This window comes from Micromonospora purpureochromogenes, from assembly GCF_900091515.1.
Taxonomy (GTDB): Bacteria; Actinomycetota; Actinomycetes; order Mycobacteriales; family Micromonosporaceae; genus Micromonospora; species Micromonospora purpureochromogenes.
In genome coordinates this window covers 5,310,136-5,325,605 of sequence record NZ_LT607410.1, presented here as the reverse complement: position 1 = coordinate 5,325,605, position 15,470 = coordinate 5,310,136, and the positions used below count along the sequence as shown (strand labels likewise).

General features: G+C 72.1%; 14 protein-coding genes. 6 read left to right on the top strand and 8 right to left on the bottom strand.

Annotation, left to right across the window (positions count from 1 at the left end):
• Window positions 1-16 precede the first annotated feature (16 nt).
• From GA0074696_RS24230 to GA0074696_RS24215, 4 genes are all read right to left on the bottom strand, one after another.
• The gene (locus tag GA0074696_RS24230; protein ID WP_088963220.1) at window positions 17-2,278 is read right to left on the bottom strand and encodes an alpha-galactosidase; all 2,262 of its coding nucleotides are present in this window, start codon (window positions 2,276-2,278) and stop codon (window positions 17-19) included.
• Window positions 2,279-2,349: 71 nt separating this feature from the next.
• Window positions 2,350-3,261, bottom strand: a complete 912-nt coding sequence (locus tag GA0074696_RS24225; protein ID WP_172894414.1) for a carbohydrate ABC transporter permease — start codon at window positions 3,259-3,261, stop codon at window positions 2,350-2,352.
• Complete coding sequence (locus tag GA0074696_RS24220) at window positions 3,258-4,217, bottom strand: carbohydrate ABC transporter permease (RefSeq protein WP_088963219.1); 960 nt, start codon at window positions 4,215-4,217, stop codon at window positions 3,258-3,260. Before GA0074696_RS24220 ends, GA0074696_RS24225 begins: the two co-directional genes overlap by 4 nt.
• Before the next feature lie 21 nt (window positions 4,218-4,238).
• A complete protein-coding gene (locus tag GA0074696_RS24215; RefSeq protein WP_088963218.1) occupies window positions 4,239-5,564 on the bottom strand; it encodes an ABC transporter substrate-binding protein in 1,326 nt (441 codons plus the stop codon).
• A 279-nt stretch (window positions 5,565-5,843) separates the two neighbouring features.
• Here GA0074696_RS24215 and GA0074696_RS24210 point away from each other — a divergent pair, with 279 nt between their 5' ends.
• Window positions 5,844-7,880: a beta-galactosidase gene (locus GA0074696_RS24210; protein ID WP_088963217.1), complete on the top strand. Its 2,037-nt coding sequence runs from the start codon at window positions 5,844-5,846 to the stop codon at window positions 7,878-7,880.
• Between the two features lie 40 nt (window positions 7,881-7,920).
• Window positions 7,921-8,697 (top strand): DeoR/GlpR family DNA-binding transcription regulator, encoded by a 777-nt coding sequence (locus tag GA0074696_RS24205; protein ID WP_088963216.1) that lies wholly within the window; start codon window positions 7,921-7,923, stop codon window positions 8,695-8,697.
• 49 nt (window positions 8,698-8,746) lie between these two features.
• On the opposite strand, the gene GA0074696_RS24200 is transcribed toward GA0074696_RS24205, so the two are convergent.
• A complete protein-coding gene (locus tag GA0074696_RS24200) occupies window positions 8,747-9,643 on the bottom strand; it encodes a LysR family transcriptional regulator (RefSeq protein WP_231925140.1) in 897 nt (298 codons plus the stop codon).
• 80 nt (window positions 9,644-9,723) lie between these two features.
• Here GA0074696_RS24200 and GA0074696_RS24195 point away from each other — a divergent pair, with 80 nt between their 5' ends.
• From GA0074696_RS24195 to GA0074696_RS24185, 3 genes are all read left to right on the top strand, one after another.
• On the top strand, window positions 9,724-10,575 hold the full coding sequence (locus GA0074696_RS24195) for an NAD(P)-dependent oxidoreductase (protein ID WP_088963214.1): 852 nt from the start codon (window positions 9,724-9,726) through the stop codon (window positions 10,573-10,575).
• On the top strand, window positions 10,572-10,979 hold the full coding sequence (locus tag GA0074696_RS24190; RefSeq protein ID WP_088963213.1) for a RidA family protein: 408 nt from the start codon (window positions 10,572-10,574) through the stop codon (window positions 10,977-10,979). The genes GA0074696_RS24195 and GA0074696_RS24190 overlap by 4 nt, the downstream gene beginning before the upstream one ends.
• Before the next feature lie 184 nt (window positions 10,980-11,163).
• Entirely contained in the window at window positions 11,164-12,126 is a 963-nt protein-coding gene (locus GA0074696_RS24185; protein ID WP_088963212.1) for a sporulation protein, read from the top strand.
• Between the two features lie 68 nt (window positions 12,127-12,194).
• Here the strand turns inward: GA0074696_RS24185 and GA0074696_RS24180 are convergent, their stop codons facing one another.
• The 3 genes from GA0074696_RS24180 to GA0074696_RS24175 form a co-directional block, all read right to left on the bottom strand.
• Window positions 12,195-12,575 carry a hypothetical protein gene (locus GA0074696_RS24180; protein WP_088963211.1) on the bottom strand — a complete coding sequence of 127 codons (381 nt, stop codon included), beginning with the start codon at window positions 12,573-12,575 and terminating at the stop codon, window positions 12,195-12,197.
• Between the two features lie 190 nt (window positions 12,576-12,765).
• Window positions 12,766-13,938, bottom strand: coding sequence for a glycerophosphodiester phosphodiesterase family protein (locus tag GA0074696_RS31520; RefSeq protein WP_231925480.1), 1,173 nt, complete (start codon window positions 13,936-13,938; stop codon window positions 12,766-12,768).
• Window positions 13,902-14,798 carry a glycerophosphodiester phosphodiesterase family protein gene (locus GA0074696_RS24175; protein ID WP_231925479.1) on the bottom strand — a complete coding sequence of 299 codons (897 nt, stop codon included), beginning with the start codon at window positions 14,796-14,798 and terminating at the stop codon, window positions 13,902-13,904. Before GA0074696_RS24175 ends, GA0074696_RS31520 begins: the two co-directional genes overlap by 37 nt.
• A 181-nt stretch (window positions 14,799-14,979) precedes the next feature.
• Between GA0074696_RS24175 and GA0074696_RS24170 the strand changes: the two genes are divergently transcribed.
• Window positions 14,980-15,402, top strand: a complete 423-nt coding sequence (locus GA0074696_RS24170; RefSeq protein ID WP_088964773.1) for a hypothetical protein — start codon at window positions 14,980-14,982, stop codon at window positions 15,400-15,402.
• Window positions 15,403-15,470 lie beyond the last annotated feature (68 nt).

The window sequence follows — 15,470 nt, the reverse complement described above, 5'->3', positions numbered from 1 at the left end:
GAAATTCCGAACTTTCTCAGCCGACCGCGGTGACCTCCAGCAGCAGCGCCTGTTCCGGGTGCAGGGCGGGCAGTTGCACCCCGACCGTGCCCAGCACCGCCCCGCTGAGGGTGATCCCCTTCGGCAGCCAGCCGGGCTCGGTCAGCTGCAGCACCGCCGGCTCGGGCAGGCCCGCCGGCGGGCGGACCGAGTAGCGGCGGGCCGGGTCCAGGCCCGGCAGGCGCACCGCTCCGGGGACCTGCGCGGCGGAGGTGGTCAGGCGGGACACCGCGTACACCGCCTGGGAGCCGTCGTGGGCGATGACGCCGTGGGCCTGCACGGCCAGGTCCGGGTGGTCGACCCGGACCACCCGGCCGGAGTGCAGCAGCGGGCGGAGCCGCTTGTGCAGGGCGACCCAGGCGGCCAGCTCGGCGCGCTGAGCGGCGTCGATCGACCCGATGTCCCACTCGATGCCGTGGTGGCCGAAGAGCGCGGTGACGGCCCGGAAGCCGAGGTCGTGCACCCGGTGGGTGGTGTGCGAGCGCTCCGGTCCGATGTGGGTGCCGACCAGCTCGGGCGGGAGCAGCAGCCCGGTCCAGCGTTGGATGGCGAGCCGTTCCAGTGCGTCGTTGCAGTCGCTGGCCCAGACCCGGTCGGTGCGGCGCAGGATCTCCAGGTCGACCCGCGCCCCGCCGGAGGAGCAGCTCTCGATCTCCACGCCGGGATGCCGGCGGCGCAGCTCGTCGAGCAGCCGGTAGACCGCCACGGTCTGCGCGTGCACCCCCGGCCGGCCCCGGTGCCCGGCCTCGGTGAGGTCGCGGTTGTGGTCCCACTTCAGGTACGCGATGCCGTCGTGCCCGGCCAACAGGGCGTCGAGCCGGCCGAGCAGGTGCTCGTACGCCTCCGGGTGGGCCAGGTCGAGCACCTGCTGGTGGCGCCATTCGGGTGGCAGCCGGCCGGGCGCGGCGAGCACCCAGTCCGGGTGCGCGCGGAACAGGTCGGAGTCGGGATTGACCATCTCCGGCTCGACCCAGAGCCCGAACTGCATCCCGTGCCCGCGCACGTGGTCGATCAGCGGTTGCAGCCCGTCCGGCCAGACCCCGTCGTCGACGTACCAGTCGCCCAGGCCGGCCCGGTCGTGCCGGCGGCCCCGGAACCAGCCGTCGTCGAGCACGAACCGCTCCACGCCCACCTCGGCGGCCCGGTCGGCCAGCGCGGTGAGCCGGGCCAGGTCGTGGTCGAAGTAGACGGCCTCCCAGACGTTCAGGGTGACCGGTCGGGGCGTGCCCGGGTGCTCGGGCCTGGCCCGCAGGTGGCGGTGCAGCACGTCGCTGAGCCCGTCCAGGCCGGCGGCGGAGTGCACCGCGTACAGCAGGGGAGTGGCGTACTCCTCGCCGGGGGCGAGCACGATCTCGCCGGGGGCGAGGAGTTCCCCGCCGCCCAGGGTGGACTCGCCGGTGGGCCGGCGTTCGGCGACGGTGACGTGGTCGCCGCTCCAGGCGGTGTGCACCGCCCACACCTCGCCGTGGCCGAAGTCGAAACCGGGCGTGCCGGCCACCAGCAGCAGCGTGGCGTCGTGCCCGGTCCGCCCGTGCCGGCCCTCCCGCACCCAGGCGCCCATCGGCCACGGGTGCCGCTGCGGCGCGCGTTCCCGGCACCAGCGTCCGGTGAGGTCGAGCAGTTCGCTGGCGACCGCCGGCACCGGCAGCACCGGAGTCAGCTCGCGCAGCTCGTAGGCAGCGTCACCGTCGTTGCGCAGCCGGTGCCGCACCGTCAGCAGGCCGGTCGGGTCGAGGGTGATCTCGACGGTGAGGGCGAGGGCCGCCGCCGGGTCCGACGCCCGCACGGTCACCCGGGCCGCGCCGGGCCCGCCCCGGTCGTCGTCGGCCTCGGATACGCGCACCGGGTCACCACCGAGGGCCACGCGGCCCTGTTCCGGGCCGGCGGCACCGCCGCCACTGGTCCCGTCGGCACTGCCGGTCGTGGTGTCGTCGACGACGTCGAGCCGGTCGAGTCGGAAGGCGGTGGACCAGGCGGTGCCGTCGCGGTGGCCGGCGAGTCCCGGCCGGCCGCTCCATCCGGCACTCGCCTCGGGCAGCAGCGACAGCACCGTCGGCGCGTCGAAGCTGCTCGGCACCACCGGCGGGATGGTGGCGTCGACCAGCGCGGGCAGGTCGTCGGCGGGCAGCGGGCCCAGGTCGGCACCCCAGTGCACGACCCGGGGCAGGCCCGGGCCACGCGCGTCGAGCACCAGGCTGGTCGCCGCCCGACGCAGGTGGATGACGGACGGGTTCGTCATGGCCGCTCATTTCTCCGTCAGGGCACGCCCGGCCCCGTCACCATCGTGACGGGGCCGGGCGGCCGGCGAGGTCAGCCCTTCGAGGCGCCGAGGGTCAGCCCCCGGACGAACTGCTTCTGGAGCAGGAAGAAGATCACCAACGTGGGGATGGCGACCAGCACCGAGCCGGCCGAGACCAGGTTGTTGTCGGTGAAGAACTCGCCGCGCAGGTTGTTCAGCGAGCTGGTCACCGGGAACTTGTCGCCGCTGCGCATCAGCACGGTGGCCCAGAAGAACTCGTTGTAGATCCAGGTCACCTCCAGGGTGGCCAGCGCCGCCAGGGCCGGCCGGCACAGCGGCATGGTCACCTGCCAGTACTGCCGCCAGACGCTCGCGCCGTCGACCATCGCCGCCTCGTACAGGTCGCGGGGGAGCGCCTTCATGTAGTTGCTCAGCACGAAGACGCAGAAGCCGCACTGGAAGGCGACGTTGACCAGGATCAGCCCCCAGTAGCTGTCGTAGAGCAGCTCCGAGTCGCTCATGAACTCCGGCAGCGGCACCTCGGTGAAGAGCCGGAACAGCGGGATCAGCAGCGCCTGCTGGGGCAGCAGGTTGGCCGCGGTGAAGAGCCCGAGCAGGATGATGTTGAGTTTCCAGCTGAACCGGGCGATCACGAACGCCACGCAGGAGGCCAGGAAGAGCGTCAGCAGCACCGCCGGGACGGTGATCCAGACCGAGTTGAGGAAGTGCTTGCCGAACTCGGCGGTCTGCCAGGCGGTGACGTAGTTGTCGAAGGTCCAGCCGCCGAGCGAGGCGTACCCGTTCGCGGCGGTGTAGTCGTACGACCGGAGCGAGGTCAGCACCGCCCAGATGATCGGGAAGAGCCACCCGATCGCCACCACGCCCAGGAACAGGTGCAGGACCACCCGGGCCGGGCGCAGCGGCGCGCGGCGCCGGGCCGGGGCGTCGGCCGCCGGCTCGCGGGTCATGGTCGACGCGCTCATCGCCGGTCCTCCCTCATCACGGTGGCCAGGTAGATGGTGATGAAGACCAGGGAGACCACCAGCATGATCGTCGCCAGCGCCGAGCCGAAGCCGATCCGGCTGGCCTCGCCCACCACGTTCTGGGTGACCAGCGCGGAGAGCAGTTCCAGGCCGTTGCGGCCCTTGTTGATGACCCAGACCAGGTCGAACGCGCGCAGCGACTCGATCACCGTCACCACCAGCACGATGATGTTGATGGGCCGCATCACCGGGAAGACCACCCGGAAGAAGGTGCTGGTCTCCGAGGCGCCGTCGACGGCGGCGGCCTCGCGCAGCGACGGGTCGACGCCCTTCAGGCCGGCCAGGTAGAGCAGCATGATGTAGCCGACGTGCCGCCAGCCGGCGGCGAACATCACCGCCCAGATGTTGACGTTCGGGTCGCCGTACCAGTCGGTGTCGCCGCCGAGCACGGCGTTGAGCAGGCCCTGGTCGCGCGAGTAGATGAGCTGCCAGACGAAGCCGATCAGCGCCAGCGAGAGCACCACCGGCAGGTAGAGCGCGGTCTGGTAGAACCGGCTGCCGCGGATCTCCTTGTCCAGCAGCACGGCGAGGAACATCCCGAACGGGGTGGCGACCACGAAGAGCGCCGCCAGCCAGAGCAGGTTGTTCTGCACCGCCGGCACGAACGGCGGGTAGATGTTGACCACGTCGGAGTAGTTGCGAGCGCCCACCCACTCGATCTCGCTGAGCGGGCCGATGCCGTCCCAGTCGGTGCCGGAGAGGGCCACGGTGGCCAGCGCCGGCAGCCAGACCAGCGCGACGACGAGCAGCAGCGGTACGAGCACCATCAGCGTGATCACCACGCGGTCGGTGCGGGACAGGAGCCGTAGCCGGCGGCCGCGACCACCCGTGGAGGTGGTGGTCGCGGCCGGCGACGGCACGGCGCGATCCGCTTGGATCAGGGGCAGGTCGGACACGAGGTCCTCCCCCTCTCGCCGTCAGCTGGTGAAGATCGACTTCTTCTGGTTCTCGATGCTGTTCAGCAGCCCGCCGATGTCCTTCGGGTTCTTGATGAACTGCTGGAGAGCCGGAATGATCACGGTGGAGGCGAAGTCCGGCCGGGTGTCGCGGTCGAGGAACTGGGCGATCTCGGTGGCCGAGCCGACCAGCTCGGCGGCCTTCTTCTGCAGGGCGGTGTAGCCGCCGGTGTCGGCGCCGCCGTTGGCCACCAGGGTGCTCGGGTCGTTCTTCACGGTGATGTCCGCGGCGGCCTTCGAGCCGACGTACTCCAGCAGCTTCTTGGCGTTCGCCTCGGACTTCGGCTTGCGGGCCATCATGTAGCCGTCGATCGGCGCGTCGAGGGCCTTCGCCCCGATCGTCGAGTCGACCTCCGGGAAGGTGAAGAAGTCGAGGTCGTCCTGCTCTTCGTTGCTGAACTGCTGGGCGACGAAGAGGCCGAGCAGGTACATGCCGCTCTTCTTCTGCTGCAACGACTGGGCGGCCTCCTGCCAGGTGCGGCCCAGGCTGTCGGCCTGGTGCAGCGGCAGCAGCCCGTTCCAGGTGTCGAAGACCTTCTTCACCTTGTCGGAGGTCCAGGCCTCCTTGCCGGCCATCAGGTCGACGTGGAACTGGTAGCCGTTGATCCGCAGGTTGAGGATGTCGAAGGTGCCCATCGCCGGCCAGCCGTCCTTGTCGGCGAAGGCGATCGGGTTGAGGCCGTCCTTCTTCATCTGCGCGCCGAGGGTGTTGAGGTCGTCGAGCGTCTTGGGCACCTGGTACCCGCGCTGCTGCCAGACCGACTTGCGGTAGAAGACCGCCCACGGGTAGTACGACGCCGGCACGAAGTACTGCTTGCCGTCGTCGCCGGTGGAGGCCTTCTTGAACGCGTCGGAGTAGCCGGAGAGCTTGCCCCAGACGTCGCTGAGGTCGCCGGCCAGCCCCTTGGCGGCGAAGAACCGCATCCGGTAGCCGGCGAACCACATGAACACGTCGTCCGGCTTGCCCTGCAGGTAGTTGTTGATGTTCTCCTGGAACGTGTTGTGGTCGACCGTGTTGACCTTCGGCTCGATGCCGGAGGCCGTCTGGAAGCCGGCCATCACCTTGGCGATGACCTCCTTCGGCTTCGGGTCCGACTGGTTCGAGCCGACCGACACGGTCTTGCTGGCCGAGCCGGAGTCCGAGTCGGAGCCGCAGCCGGCCAGCAGGCCGGTGCCGAGCAGCGCGCCCGCGCCCGCGCCGGCGAGCAGCGAGCGCCGCCCGATGCCGGCGACGGAGGGCGGTACGAGCCGGGCGAGGTACTCGGCTTCGGTACGGGGACGGGACATGGTGCCTCCTGCGGATGAAGAGGTGCGGCGCCCAAGGGTTGGTCAGTGATGGAGGTGCCGGCGTGTCCGCGAATGCCAACACAGATCCACCGAGATCCAACATTGGCGAACAAGAACAGCCGATGGCGCTTGAAGCTACCCCTCCGTGCGGCCGTGTCAAGAGGGCTGGTCGGGATCGATACCGCAGTGTTGACAAGGGATCCCGGTGGTAAACGTTGGAAACGAGTCGATGTTGGAAAGTGTTGACTTGCGCAGTCTTCGGGGGCACTCTCTGCACTCATGCGGCAGCACGGCACCTGGCAGGGCGACGGCATCTTCTACGGCGCGGACTACAACCCGGAGCAGTGGCCGGAGGAGGTGTGGGCCGAGGACGTGGCGTTGATGCGCCGCGCCGGCGTCGACCTGGTCTCGGTCGGCATCTTCTCCTGGGCCCTGCTCGAACCGGCCCCCGGCCGGTACGAGTTCGGCTGGCTGGACCGGGCCCTCGACGTCCTGCACGACGGCGGCATCAACGTCGACCTGGCCACCGCCACCGCCAGCCCGCCGCCGTGGCTGGCCCACCGGCACCCGGAGACGCTGCCCCGCACCGCCGACGGCACGGTGCTGTGGCCCGGCGGGCGGCAGGCGTACTGCCCCAGTTCGCCGGTCTTCCGGGAGCGTTCGCTCGCCGTGGTCGAGGCGGTCGCCGGCCGGTACGCCGAGCACCCCGCCGTGGTGATGTGGCACATCTCCAACGAGCTGGGCTGCCACAACGTGCACTGCTACTGCGACGTCAGCGCCGAAGCGTTCCGCCGCTGGCTGCGCGAGCGCTACGGCGATCTGGACACCCTCAACGCCGCCTGGGGCACCACCTTCTGGAGCCAGCGGTACGGCGACTGGGCCGAGATCAACCCGCCGCGCAGCGCGCCGACCTTCGCCAACCCCACCCAGCAGCTGGACTTCCTGCGCTTCTCCTCCGACGAGCAGCGGGCCCAGCTGCGCGCCGAGCGGGAGGTGCTCGCCCGGCTGGTCCGGCAGCCGGTCACCACGAACTTCATGATCGGCACCGGGATCAAGTACCTGGACTACCACTCCTGGGCGTCCGACGTGGACGTGGTCTCCAACGACCACTACCTCACCGCCGCCGACCCGCTGTCGCACCTCGGCCTGGCGCTCGCCGCCGACCATACCCGCGGCGTCGCCGGCGGCGAACCGTGGTTGCTGATGGAGCACTCCACCAGCGCGGTCAACTGGCAGCCGCGCAACGTCGCCAAGACCGCCGGCCAGCTGCGCCGCAACAGCCTGGCGCACGTGGCGCGCGGCGCCGACGGGGTGCTGTTCTTCCAGTGGCGGGCCTCCCGCGCCGGGGCGGAGAAGTTCCACTCCGCGCTGGTGCCGCACGCCGGCCCGGACACCAAGGTGTTCCGCGAGGTGTGCCAGCTCGGGGCCGACCTGAAGGCCCTCGCCGAGGTGCGCGGCAGCCGGGTCGACGCCGAGGTGGCGATCCTGTTCGACTGGGAGGCCTGGTGGGGGGTCGAGCTCGACTCGCACCCCAGCGTCGACGTCACCTACGCCGACCGGCTCCGGGCGCTCTACGGCGCGCTCTGGCGGGCCGGCGTCACCACCGACGTGGTGCACCCCTCGGCCGACCTCAGCGGCTACCAGCTGGTCCTCGTGCCGACCCTCTACCTGGTCCGCGACGCCGACGCCGAGGCCCTGCGCCGGTACGTCGACGGCGGCGGCACCGCCCTGGTCACCTACTTCAGCGGCATCGTCGACGAGCATGACCACATCCGCCTCGGCGGGTACCCGGGAGCGTTCCGCGACCTGCTCGGCGTCCGCACCGAGGAGTTCTTCCCGCTGCGCGAAGGTGAGCGGGTACGCCTCGACGACGGCGCCACCGCCGACGTGTGGACGGAGTGGCTGCACCCGGAGGGCGCCGAGGTGCTCGCCTCGTACGCCGACGGGCCGCTGCCCGGCGTCGCCGCCCTCACCCGGCACCGGGTGGGCCGGGGCACCGCCTGGTACGTCGGCACCCGACTGGACGAGGCGGCCACCGACCGGCTGGTGGCCCGGCTGCTCGCCGAGGCGGGGGCGCGTCCCCCGGTGGCCGCGCCGACCGGCGTCGAGGTGGTCCGCCGCCGCGACGGCGACCGGTCCTGGCTCTTCGTCATCAACCACACCGACGCCGAGGTCCGGCTCGACGTCACCGGCACCGAGCTGCTCGGCGGCGCACGCTGCACCGGTGAGCTGCGCGTGCCGGCCGGCGAGGTGGCGGTGGTCCGGGAGGGACACGTCGGTGCGGTTCCGCTCGGCGAGCCGACGGCGACGGCCTGACCTGCGTACCGTTTCCCCGTCCGCCCGGTTAGGAGGCTCGATGCTCGCCCAGCAACGGCAGACCGCCATCCTCGAACTGATCCGGCAGCGCGGCGGCGTGCGGGTCAGCCACCTGGTGAGCCGGTTCGGGGTGTCCGACATGACCATCCGGCGGGACCTGGAGGTGCTCGCCGAGCGAGGGCTGATCGACAAGGTGCACGGCGGGGCGACCCTGGCCGGGCCCGGCTCGGCCGAGGAGCCGGGCTTCGCCGCCAAGTCGATCCGCCAGCAGGGGGAGAAGCGGGCCATCGCCGAGCACGCCGCCGGCATGGTGGAGCCCGGCATGGCGATCGCCCTCTCCGCCGGTACGACCACCGCCGCGCTGGCCACCATGCTCGCCGACGTACGCGGGCTGACCGTGGTGACCAACTCGATCCCGGTCGCCGACGCGCTCTACCAGAACCCGCGCGCCGACCAGACCGTGGTGCTCACCGGCGGCATCCGCACCCCGTCGGACGCGCTGACCGGCCCGGTCGCCGAGGCGGCGATCAGTGCCCTCAACGTCGACCTGCTCTTTCTCGGCGTGCACGGGATGAGCCCGCGGACCGGCTTCACCACGCCCAACCTGCTGGAGGCGGCGGTCAACCGGCGGCTGATCAGCGCCGCCCGGCGGCTGGTCGTGCTGGCCGACCACACCAAGTGGGAGACCATCGGCATCGCCACCATCTCCCCGCTGGAGGAGGCCGACGTGCTGATCACCGACGCGAAGCTGCCGCCGGAGGGGCGCCGGCAGATCGGCGAGCAGGTCGGCGAGCTGGTCGTCGTCGAGGCCGACTGACCGGCGTCCTCCCGGCCGCCGGGCCACGCCGGACGGTCCGCTGCGGACGTCACCTGAGACCGGCCGCTGCCGTGTCGAGGTGGGTGAGGAACCGCCGTACCGCCGGAGGTCGGCTGCGGCCGGCGACGGTGGCGGCGAAGATCCGCCGGACGGACGCGTCGTCGGGGTGTACGCGCAGCAGCGCCAGATCGGGCGGGGCGGCCCGGACGGCCAGGGCCGGGACCAGGGCGACGCCCAGGCCGGCCGCCACACAGCCGAGCTTGCCGGTCCACTCGGCGGCCACGATGTCGATCCTGGGTCGGAAGCCAGTGGGCAGGGTGGCGCGCAGCAGGGTCTCCTCCGCGGTGGCCGAACCGGCGATGAACGGATCGTCGGCCAGCTCGCGCAGCCGGACGGTGCGCCGTCGGGCGAGCCGGTGCGCCCGGGGCACCGCCACCAGCACGGCCTCATCGAGGAGGTGGTGCAGGTCCACCCGCTCGCTGTCCAGCGGCTGATCCGGTGCGGCGCTGAGCACCGCCACGTCGGCGTCGCCGTCGACGAGGCGTTCCAGCAGGCGGGGCGTCAGCCCCTCGACCAGGGAGAGGGCCACGTCGGGATGGTCGGAGCGGAACGTCGCCAGAGCGCGCGGCACGAGCGCGGCGACCGCCGTGGGAAAGGCGCCGACCCGGAGCCGGCCGGCGGTCAGGTCGCGCAGTGCGGCCATGTCCCGACGCGCGGTGTCGAGCCGGTCGAGCACCGCCGTGGCATGGCCGAGCAGGCACCGGCCGTGCTCGGTGAGGGCGACGCCACGGGGCAACCGGTCGAACAGCGGGCAGCCGATGTCGGCTTCCAGCGCGGCAATCTGCCGGGACACCGCCGACTGGGTGTAGCGGAGAGTCCGGGCCGCGGCCGTGATGGAGCCGTGCTCGGCGACGGTGCGGAAGACCCGAAGGGTGTGTGGCTGCACCGGGCCATGCTTACACCGCATGGCGGAGATGACAAACAGTCGCTGGTCGCATGAGTGCCATCCGCCTAACGTTTCCGGTCATGGACGCCACCGCACTGCTGGGCACGGGCACGATGGGTACGGCGCTCGGCCGCCGGCTGCTGGCCACCGGGCACCGGCTCACCGTCTGGAACCGCACCGCCGAACGCACCGGGCCGCTCGTCGACGCCGGTGCCCGGGCCGCCGCCAACCCGGCGGAGGCCGTCCGGGACGCCGATGTGGTGATCACCATGCTCACCGATGCGACCGCCGTGCGGGAGGTGCTGTTCGGCGTCGACGGGGCGGCGGCCGCCCTGCGGACGGGCGCCCACCTTGTCGAGATGTCCACGATCGGCCCGCCGGCCGTCCGCGAGCTGGCCGAGCGGCTGCCGCGGGGCGTACGGCTCGTGGACGCGCCGGTCACCGGCAGCGCGGGCGCGGCGCAGGCGGGTCGGCTCGTGGTGCTGGCCGGGGGCGAGGAGGTAGCCGTGGACCAGGTCGCCCCAGTGCTGGCGAGCCTGGGGACGCTGCGCCGCTGCGGTGGCCCCGGCGCCGGCGCCGCCATGAAGCTGGTGCTCAACACCGCCCTGCTCACGGCGGTCGCGGCGGTCGCCGACGCGCTGGCCGTCGCCGACGCGGTGGGCGTGGATCGCCGTACGGCGTGGGAGGCGCTCGCCGCCGGACCGCTCGGCGGCGCGGTCGCCCGAGCGAGCGCCACCGACGCCGCATTCGCCGTCGCGCTGGCCGCCAAGGACGCCCGGCTCGCTCTCGACGCGCTCGGAGGCCGTCCGGCACCCGTGCTGAGTGCCAGCGCGTGCGTGCTGGCGGCCGCGTTGCGGCCCGACGCCGACATCGCCACCCTCACCGACGTACGCCCCGCGGACGTCGCCACCCCTGACAAGGAGAAATTGTGACCGTCACTCTGGACAACCCCGCGACCGTGTCGGCGCCGTTCGGCGACCGGTTCGCCCACGTGGCCCGCCTCGACCTGGCGGGCGGTGCGCTGCTCGTGCTGTCCGGCCAGGTCGCTGTGGACGGCGGCGGCGCCGTGGTGGCACCCGGCGATGTTCGGGCGCAGGCCGAACGGATCTTCGAGCTGATCGGTGCCCTGCTGGCCGCGCACGGCGCCACGTTCGCCGACGTCATGCATGTCCGCACGTTCATGACCGACTTCGGTGACCTGGCCGGCTACGCCGCCGTCCGCCGCCGGTACTTTCCGGACGCCAAGCCGGCCAGCACCACCGTGGAGGTGAGCCGGCTCTTCCTGGACGGCGCGGTGTTGGAGGTCGAGGTGACCGCCGCGGTGACCGGCGGCTGAATCGCCCACCGGCGGCGCCACGGCGCTGTCCATGACGGTGTTCTTCGCAGTCGGCGTCCATCGCGCTGGGGGTGATCCTCCGCGGCGGCGCTTTCCCAGGCAGCTCACAGTCGTCCGAGTTAGGGTGCCGTCGGTAACCGTGCGCTTCGGGGTGGAGCGCGTGTGGCGGGAAGCGGGAGTTCCGATGGTCTTCAAGAAGATGTTGAGCGCGTTCGGTGTGGGTGGGCCGAGCGTCGACACGGTCCTGGCCAACCCGAACACCCGGCCGGGCCTGACCCTCGACGGGCAGGTCAACCTCGTCGGCGGCGACGCACCGGCGAACATCGAGCAGATCACCGTCGGCCTGGTCACCCGGGTGGAGATCGAGGGCGGCGACACCGAGTACGCCGGCATCATGGAGTTCCAGCGAATGGCGGTCAGCGGGCCGTTGCAGCTGGCGCCGAAGCAGCAGCTGTCGATCCCGTTCCAACTGCCGGTGCCGTGGGAGGCCCCGATCACCGACGTGTACGGCCAGCGCCTGCACGGGATGACGATGGGTCTGCGTACCGAGCTGGCGATCGCCCGGGCCGTCGACAAGAGCGACCTGGACCAGGTCAACATCCACCCGCTGCCGGTGCACGAGCGGATCCTGGCGGCCTTCCAGCGGCTGGGCTTCCGGTTCAAGCACGCCGACCTGGAGCGCGGTCACCTCCGCGGCACCCAGCAGACGCTGCCGTTCTACCAGGAGATCGAGTTCTTCGCCGCGCCGCAGTACGCCCAGGCGGTCACCGAGGTCGAGCTGACCTTCGTGACCAGCCCGCACGGCGTCGAGGTGATCCTCGAGTGCGACAAGCGCGGTGGCTTCCTCAGCGCCGGCCACGACGCGTTCGGCCGGTACACCGTCTCGCACGCCGACGCGGACCGGGTCGACTGGGCGCAGGTCGTCGACGGCTGGCTGCGCGAGACCACCTCCCGCTACGGCAGCCTGCGCGCCGCCGGCTTCGGCGCCCCGCACGGGTACGGCCACGGCCGCCGGGGTCACGGCATGGGCGGCATGGTCGCCGGGGCGGCCCTCGGTGTCGCCGGTGGGCTGGTCGCCGGGGAGATGATCGAGGACGCCTTCGAGGGTGACTTCGGCGGCGGCGACTTCGGCGGCGACTTCGAGTGAGCTGACGCGACGATGGCCCCCGGGACGAATCCCGGGGGCCATCGTTCTCACGGCGTTGATCTCGTGGGTCAGTGACGGGCCTTGCGCTCTTCACCGCTGCGGAAGTTGCTGCCGGCCTTGGCCAGGCCCCGGCTGCCCAGGTAAGCGATGGTCAGCAGGGTGATGAAGAACCAGGCCTGCGGGGCGCGGAAGATGTCCACCCCGGCGGCGTTCTTACCGACCAGGTACGACGCGGCCAGCACGCCGATCACGCCGGCGATGTAGACCCAGAATTCTGTGGTCGCGAACGACGGCTTGGTCTCCGTCCCCGGTGCCTGCATAATCTGCTCGCGGTGCCCGTCCTGCATCATCGGCATCGGACGGGTCGGAGCCTCGTTCATCGCCGCCCGGTTGGGCGCGTCCTGCATCGGCCGGTTGATGGGCCTGGTGGATGCAGCCTGCGTGCTCATCTGGTCCTCCTCAGGATTTGATGAGTACCTGCACTCCCTCGCCCCGGTACCGCGTTTCGGCCACGGCACGGTTCGCGTTCATGGCGCGGGCAACCTCCGTCTACCCGACGCCTCCGAGAGGTAACACCGGCTCACCAGCGGATTGCGCCGCCGGTGGCGCCCTGCGGGAGAGCGCCACCGGCGTGGTACGTCAGCGCAGGCCGTTGCGCACGGCCACCCGGACGAGCAACTCCGGGTCGTCGGTGATCAGGCCGTCCACTCCCAGGTCGATCACCCGCTGCATGACCGCCGGGTCGTTGACGGTGTACGGCACGACCGTGAGCCCGTACCGCCGCTGCAGCTCCGGCACCCGGGGGCCGTGGAAGTAGGCCGGGTCCTCCCGCAGGTACCAGTCGGCCGAGGCGACAGTGCCCTGGCCCGGATCGTGCACCTGCCAGTTGGCGGAGACCGTGGTCGCGCCGGAGGCGCGGACCAGCTTGCCCAGGTCCTGGTGCTGCCACCAGTCGAGGCCGCCGGTCCACGGGCTCGTGACCGACGGGTCGCCGTAGACGGCGCGCAGCGAGCACTCGTCGGCGAGGGCGGCGCACTCGGCCGGGCCGTACTGCCAGATCAGGGCGACCGTCCCGATCCGCGGGTCCAGCCGGTGGGCGTAGCGGATGGTGCGCCAGTCGAACGACTGGATCGTGGTCCGGCGGGTGAAGCCGGCCCGCTGGATCGCGCCGACCAGCCTGCGGGTGAAGCTCGGGTACGACTCGGTGTCGTCGACCAGCGGGCTGATCTTCGTCTCCACGTTCAGCCGCACGTCGTCGCGGCCGCTGGCGCGCACCAGGGCGAACACCTCGTCGAGGGTGGGAATCCGGGCGCCGGGCGCGGCTACCTGGGCCGGGAACTCCGGCAACGTCCGCGAGCCGCAGTCGACGGTCTTCAGCTGGGCCAGGGTCAGCTCGTGCACCGGCTTGCCGACGTAGGGGAACTGCGGGTCACCCGGGCGGACCGGCGCGGTGTCGACGCAGTGCGAGCCGTTGACGGTCCGGTCGTGCAGCACCACCAGGTGCCCGTCGGCGGTGACGCCGGTGTCCAGTTCCAAAGTGGAGATCGCCGGGTGCTCCAGCGCGTGCGCGAAGGCGGGCAGGGTGTTCTCCGGGCGGGTGGCCCGGCCGCCGCGGTGCGCCTGGATGTCGAACGGCGAGGCGTACGCCGCAGGCAGTTGCCGGCCGCGCGTGGCCAGCAGGTCGCGGAGCCGGTCCGGGTAGTCGGTGATGAGCCCGTCGACCCCGTCGTCGAGCAGCTTCGCCATGGTCGGCACGTCGTCGACGGTCCACGGGATCACCTTGATCCCGTTGCGGTGCGCGTGCTCCACCATGTCCCTGGTGACGTACGGCCGGTATCCGGGGTCGGTGACGGTGCCGTTCTGCGGGAAGCCGTGCACCGGGGAGAACGCGCTCGCGCCGAAGCTGCGCACGGCCCGGATCGGGTCGCCGGCGAAGTCGTCGATGTCCAGGCCACCGAGCCAGGGCGACGCGCCGGGCGGCCGACCTGGAGGAAGTCGTAGTTGGTCAGGGCGACCAGGGGCAGCCGCGGCTCGGCCTGGCGCATCCGCATCAGCGCGCCCCAGTCGAAGCTCTGGACGGTGACCTGCTTGAGCAGCCCGGCGGCACGGATCTCCCGGGCGGTCACCTGGACGAACTGCTCGCGGGGCGCGGTCTCGGTGGGCGCGCCGGCCTCCACCTTGGTCTCCACGTTGAGCGTCACGTCATCGGCCCGGTAGCGCTTGACCAGGTCGAAGTCCTCCCGCAACAGGGGCATCCGGGCGCCGGGCACGGCCAGCTGGCCGGGCTTGTCCGGCAGGGTCCGGGAGCCGCAGTCGAGGGTGCGCACCTGGGCCAGGGTGAGCGTGTTGACGTGTCTGCCGACGTACGGGAACTCCGGGTCACCGGGGCGCACCGGGGCGCTGTCCACGCACTTGGCCCCGCTGACCTTGCGGTCGTGGGTCACCACCGCCTGGCCGTCCTCGGTGATCTGCACGTCCAGTTCCAGCGTGTTGACGCCGAGCTGGAGGGCGTTGCCGAACGAGGCGAGGGTGTTCTCCACCCGCAGCCCGAGGCCCCCGCGGTGGGCCTGGAGGTCGAAGGTCCGCTCCGGGACCGGTCGCGCCTGGGCGGGCGCGGCCAGACCGGACGTCACGGTCGCCACCACCAGGGCGGCGATGGCGGTACGGCGCATTCTGCGCACGCTGTCTCCTACGGGGGCGGGCGGTTCCCGCCAACCCGCCGGTCAGCATGGGCAGCGGGAACGGCCGGCAGGCGAGCGGCGGGCGGCCGGCCGGTGAACCGGCGCGGACCGGTTTGGTCGCGGCCTGACCGGGCAGGCAGTGGATTACCGCCAGATCTGCGAGGTGATGGACGTGCGTGACAACGACATGATGCGGGAGTCCACCCGCGTGGCCGAGAACCGCCTCACCGCCGGCGCCTACGGCGAGGGCGCCCTGGACGAGGTGACCGTGCCGCAGACGGACGTGCTGCGGGTCATCCAGGAGGTGGACCCGGACGATCCCGCCGACGCCCCGGTCGACCCGAACGTGCTGCGCGACGGCGGCCCGACCCGGGGGCAGGGGGCGATCACCACCACCGGCGGCACCGCCGGCCCGGCCAGCGTGCGCCGGTTGGCCCGCCAGCCGGAGCGGCACCGCGGCAAGGTCGCCCCGACCACCACCGGCGACGCCACCACGGGCGGCCTGAGCACGCCCGCCGGTGGCTCGACGAGCGACAAGTCCTCGACCGGTTCCCAGGTGGGCAACTTCACCAACGATCGCGCGAACCCCGGCTGACCCGGTCCCGCGACGATCGCGAAGCACAGAGCGGCAGTGGCCTCACCCGCACGGGTGAGGCCACTGCC

What these genes read in the sequence shown, in the direction of transcription:
- GA0074696_RS24230 (WP_088963220.1), bottom strand. Translation starts at nt 2,278, where the DNA reads ATGACGAACCCGTCCGTCATCCACCTGCGTCGGGCGGCGACCAGCCTG.
- GA0074696_RS24225 (WP_172894414.1), bottom strand. Translation starts at nt 3,261, where the DNA reads ATGAGCGCGTCGACCATGACCCGCGAGCCGGCGGCCGACGCCCCGGCC.
- GA0074696_RS24215 (WP_088963218.1), bottom strand. Translation starts at nt 5,564, where the DNA reads ATGTCCCGTCCCCGTACCGAAGCCGAGTACCTCGCCCGGCTCGTACCG.
- GA0074696_RS24210 (WP_088963217.1), top strand. Translation starts at nt 5,844, where the DNA reads ATGCGGCAGCACGGCACCTGGCAGGGCGACGGCATCTTCTACGGCGCG.
- GA0074696_RS24205 (WP_088963216.1), top strand. Translation starts at nt 7,921, where the DNA reads ATGCTCGCCCAGCAACGGCAGACCGCCATCCTCGAACTGATCCGGCAG.
- GA0074696_RS24195 (WP_088963214.1), top strand. Translation starts at nt 9,724, where the DNA reads ATGGACGCCACCGCACTGCTGGGCACGGGCACGATGGGTACGGCGCTC.
- GA0074696_RS24185 (WP_088963212.1), top strand. Translation starts at nt 11,164, where the DNA reads ATGGTCTTCAAGAAGATGTTGAGCGCGTTCGGTGTGGGTGGGCCGAGC.
- GA0074696_RS24180 (WP_088963211.1), bottom strand. Translation starts at nt 12,575, where the DNA reads ATGAGCACGCAGGCTGCATCCACCAGGCCCATCAACCGGCCGATGCAG.
- GA0074696_RS31520 (WP_231925480.1), bottom strand. Translation starts at nt 13,938, where the DNA reads ATGGTGGAGCACGCGCACCGCAACGGGATCAAGGTGATCCCGTGGACC.
- GA0074696_RS24175 (WP_231925479.1), bottom strand. Translation starts at nt 14,798, where the DNA reads ATGCGCCGTACCGCCATCGCCGCCCTGGTGGTGGCGACCGTGACGTCC.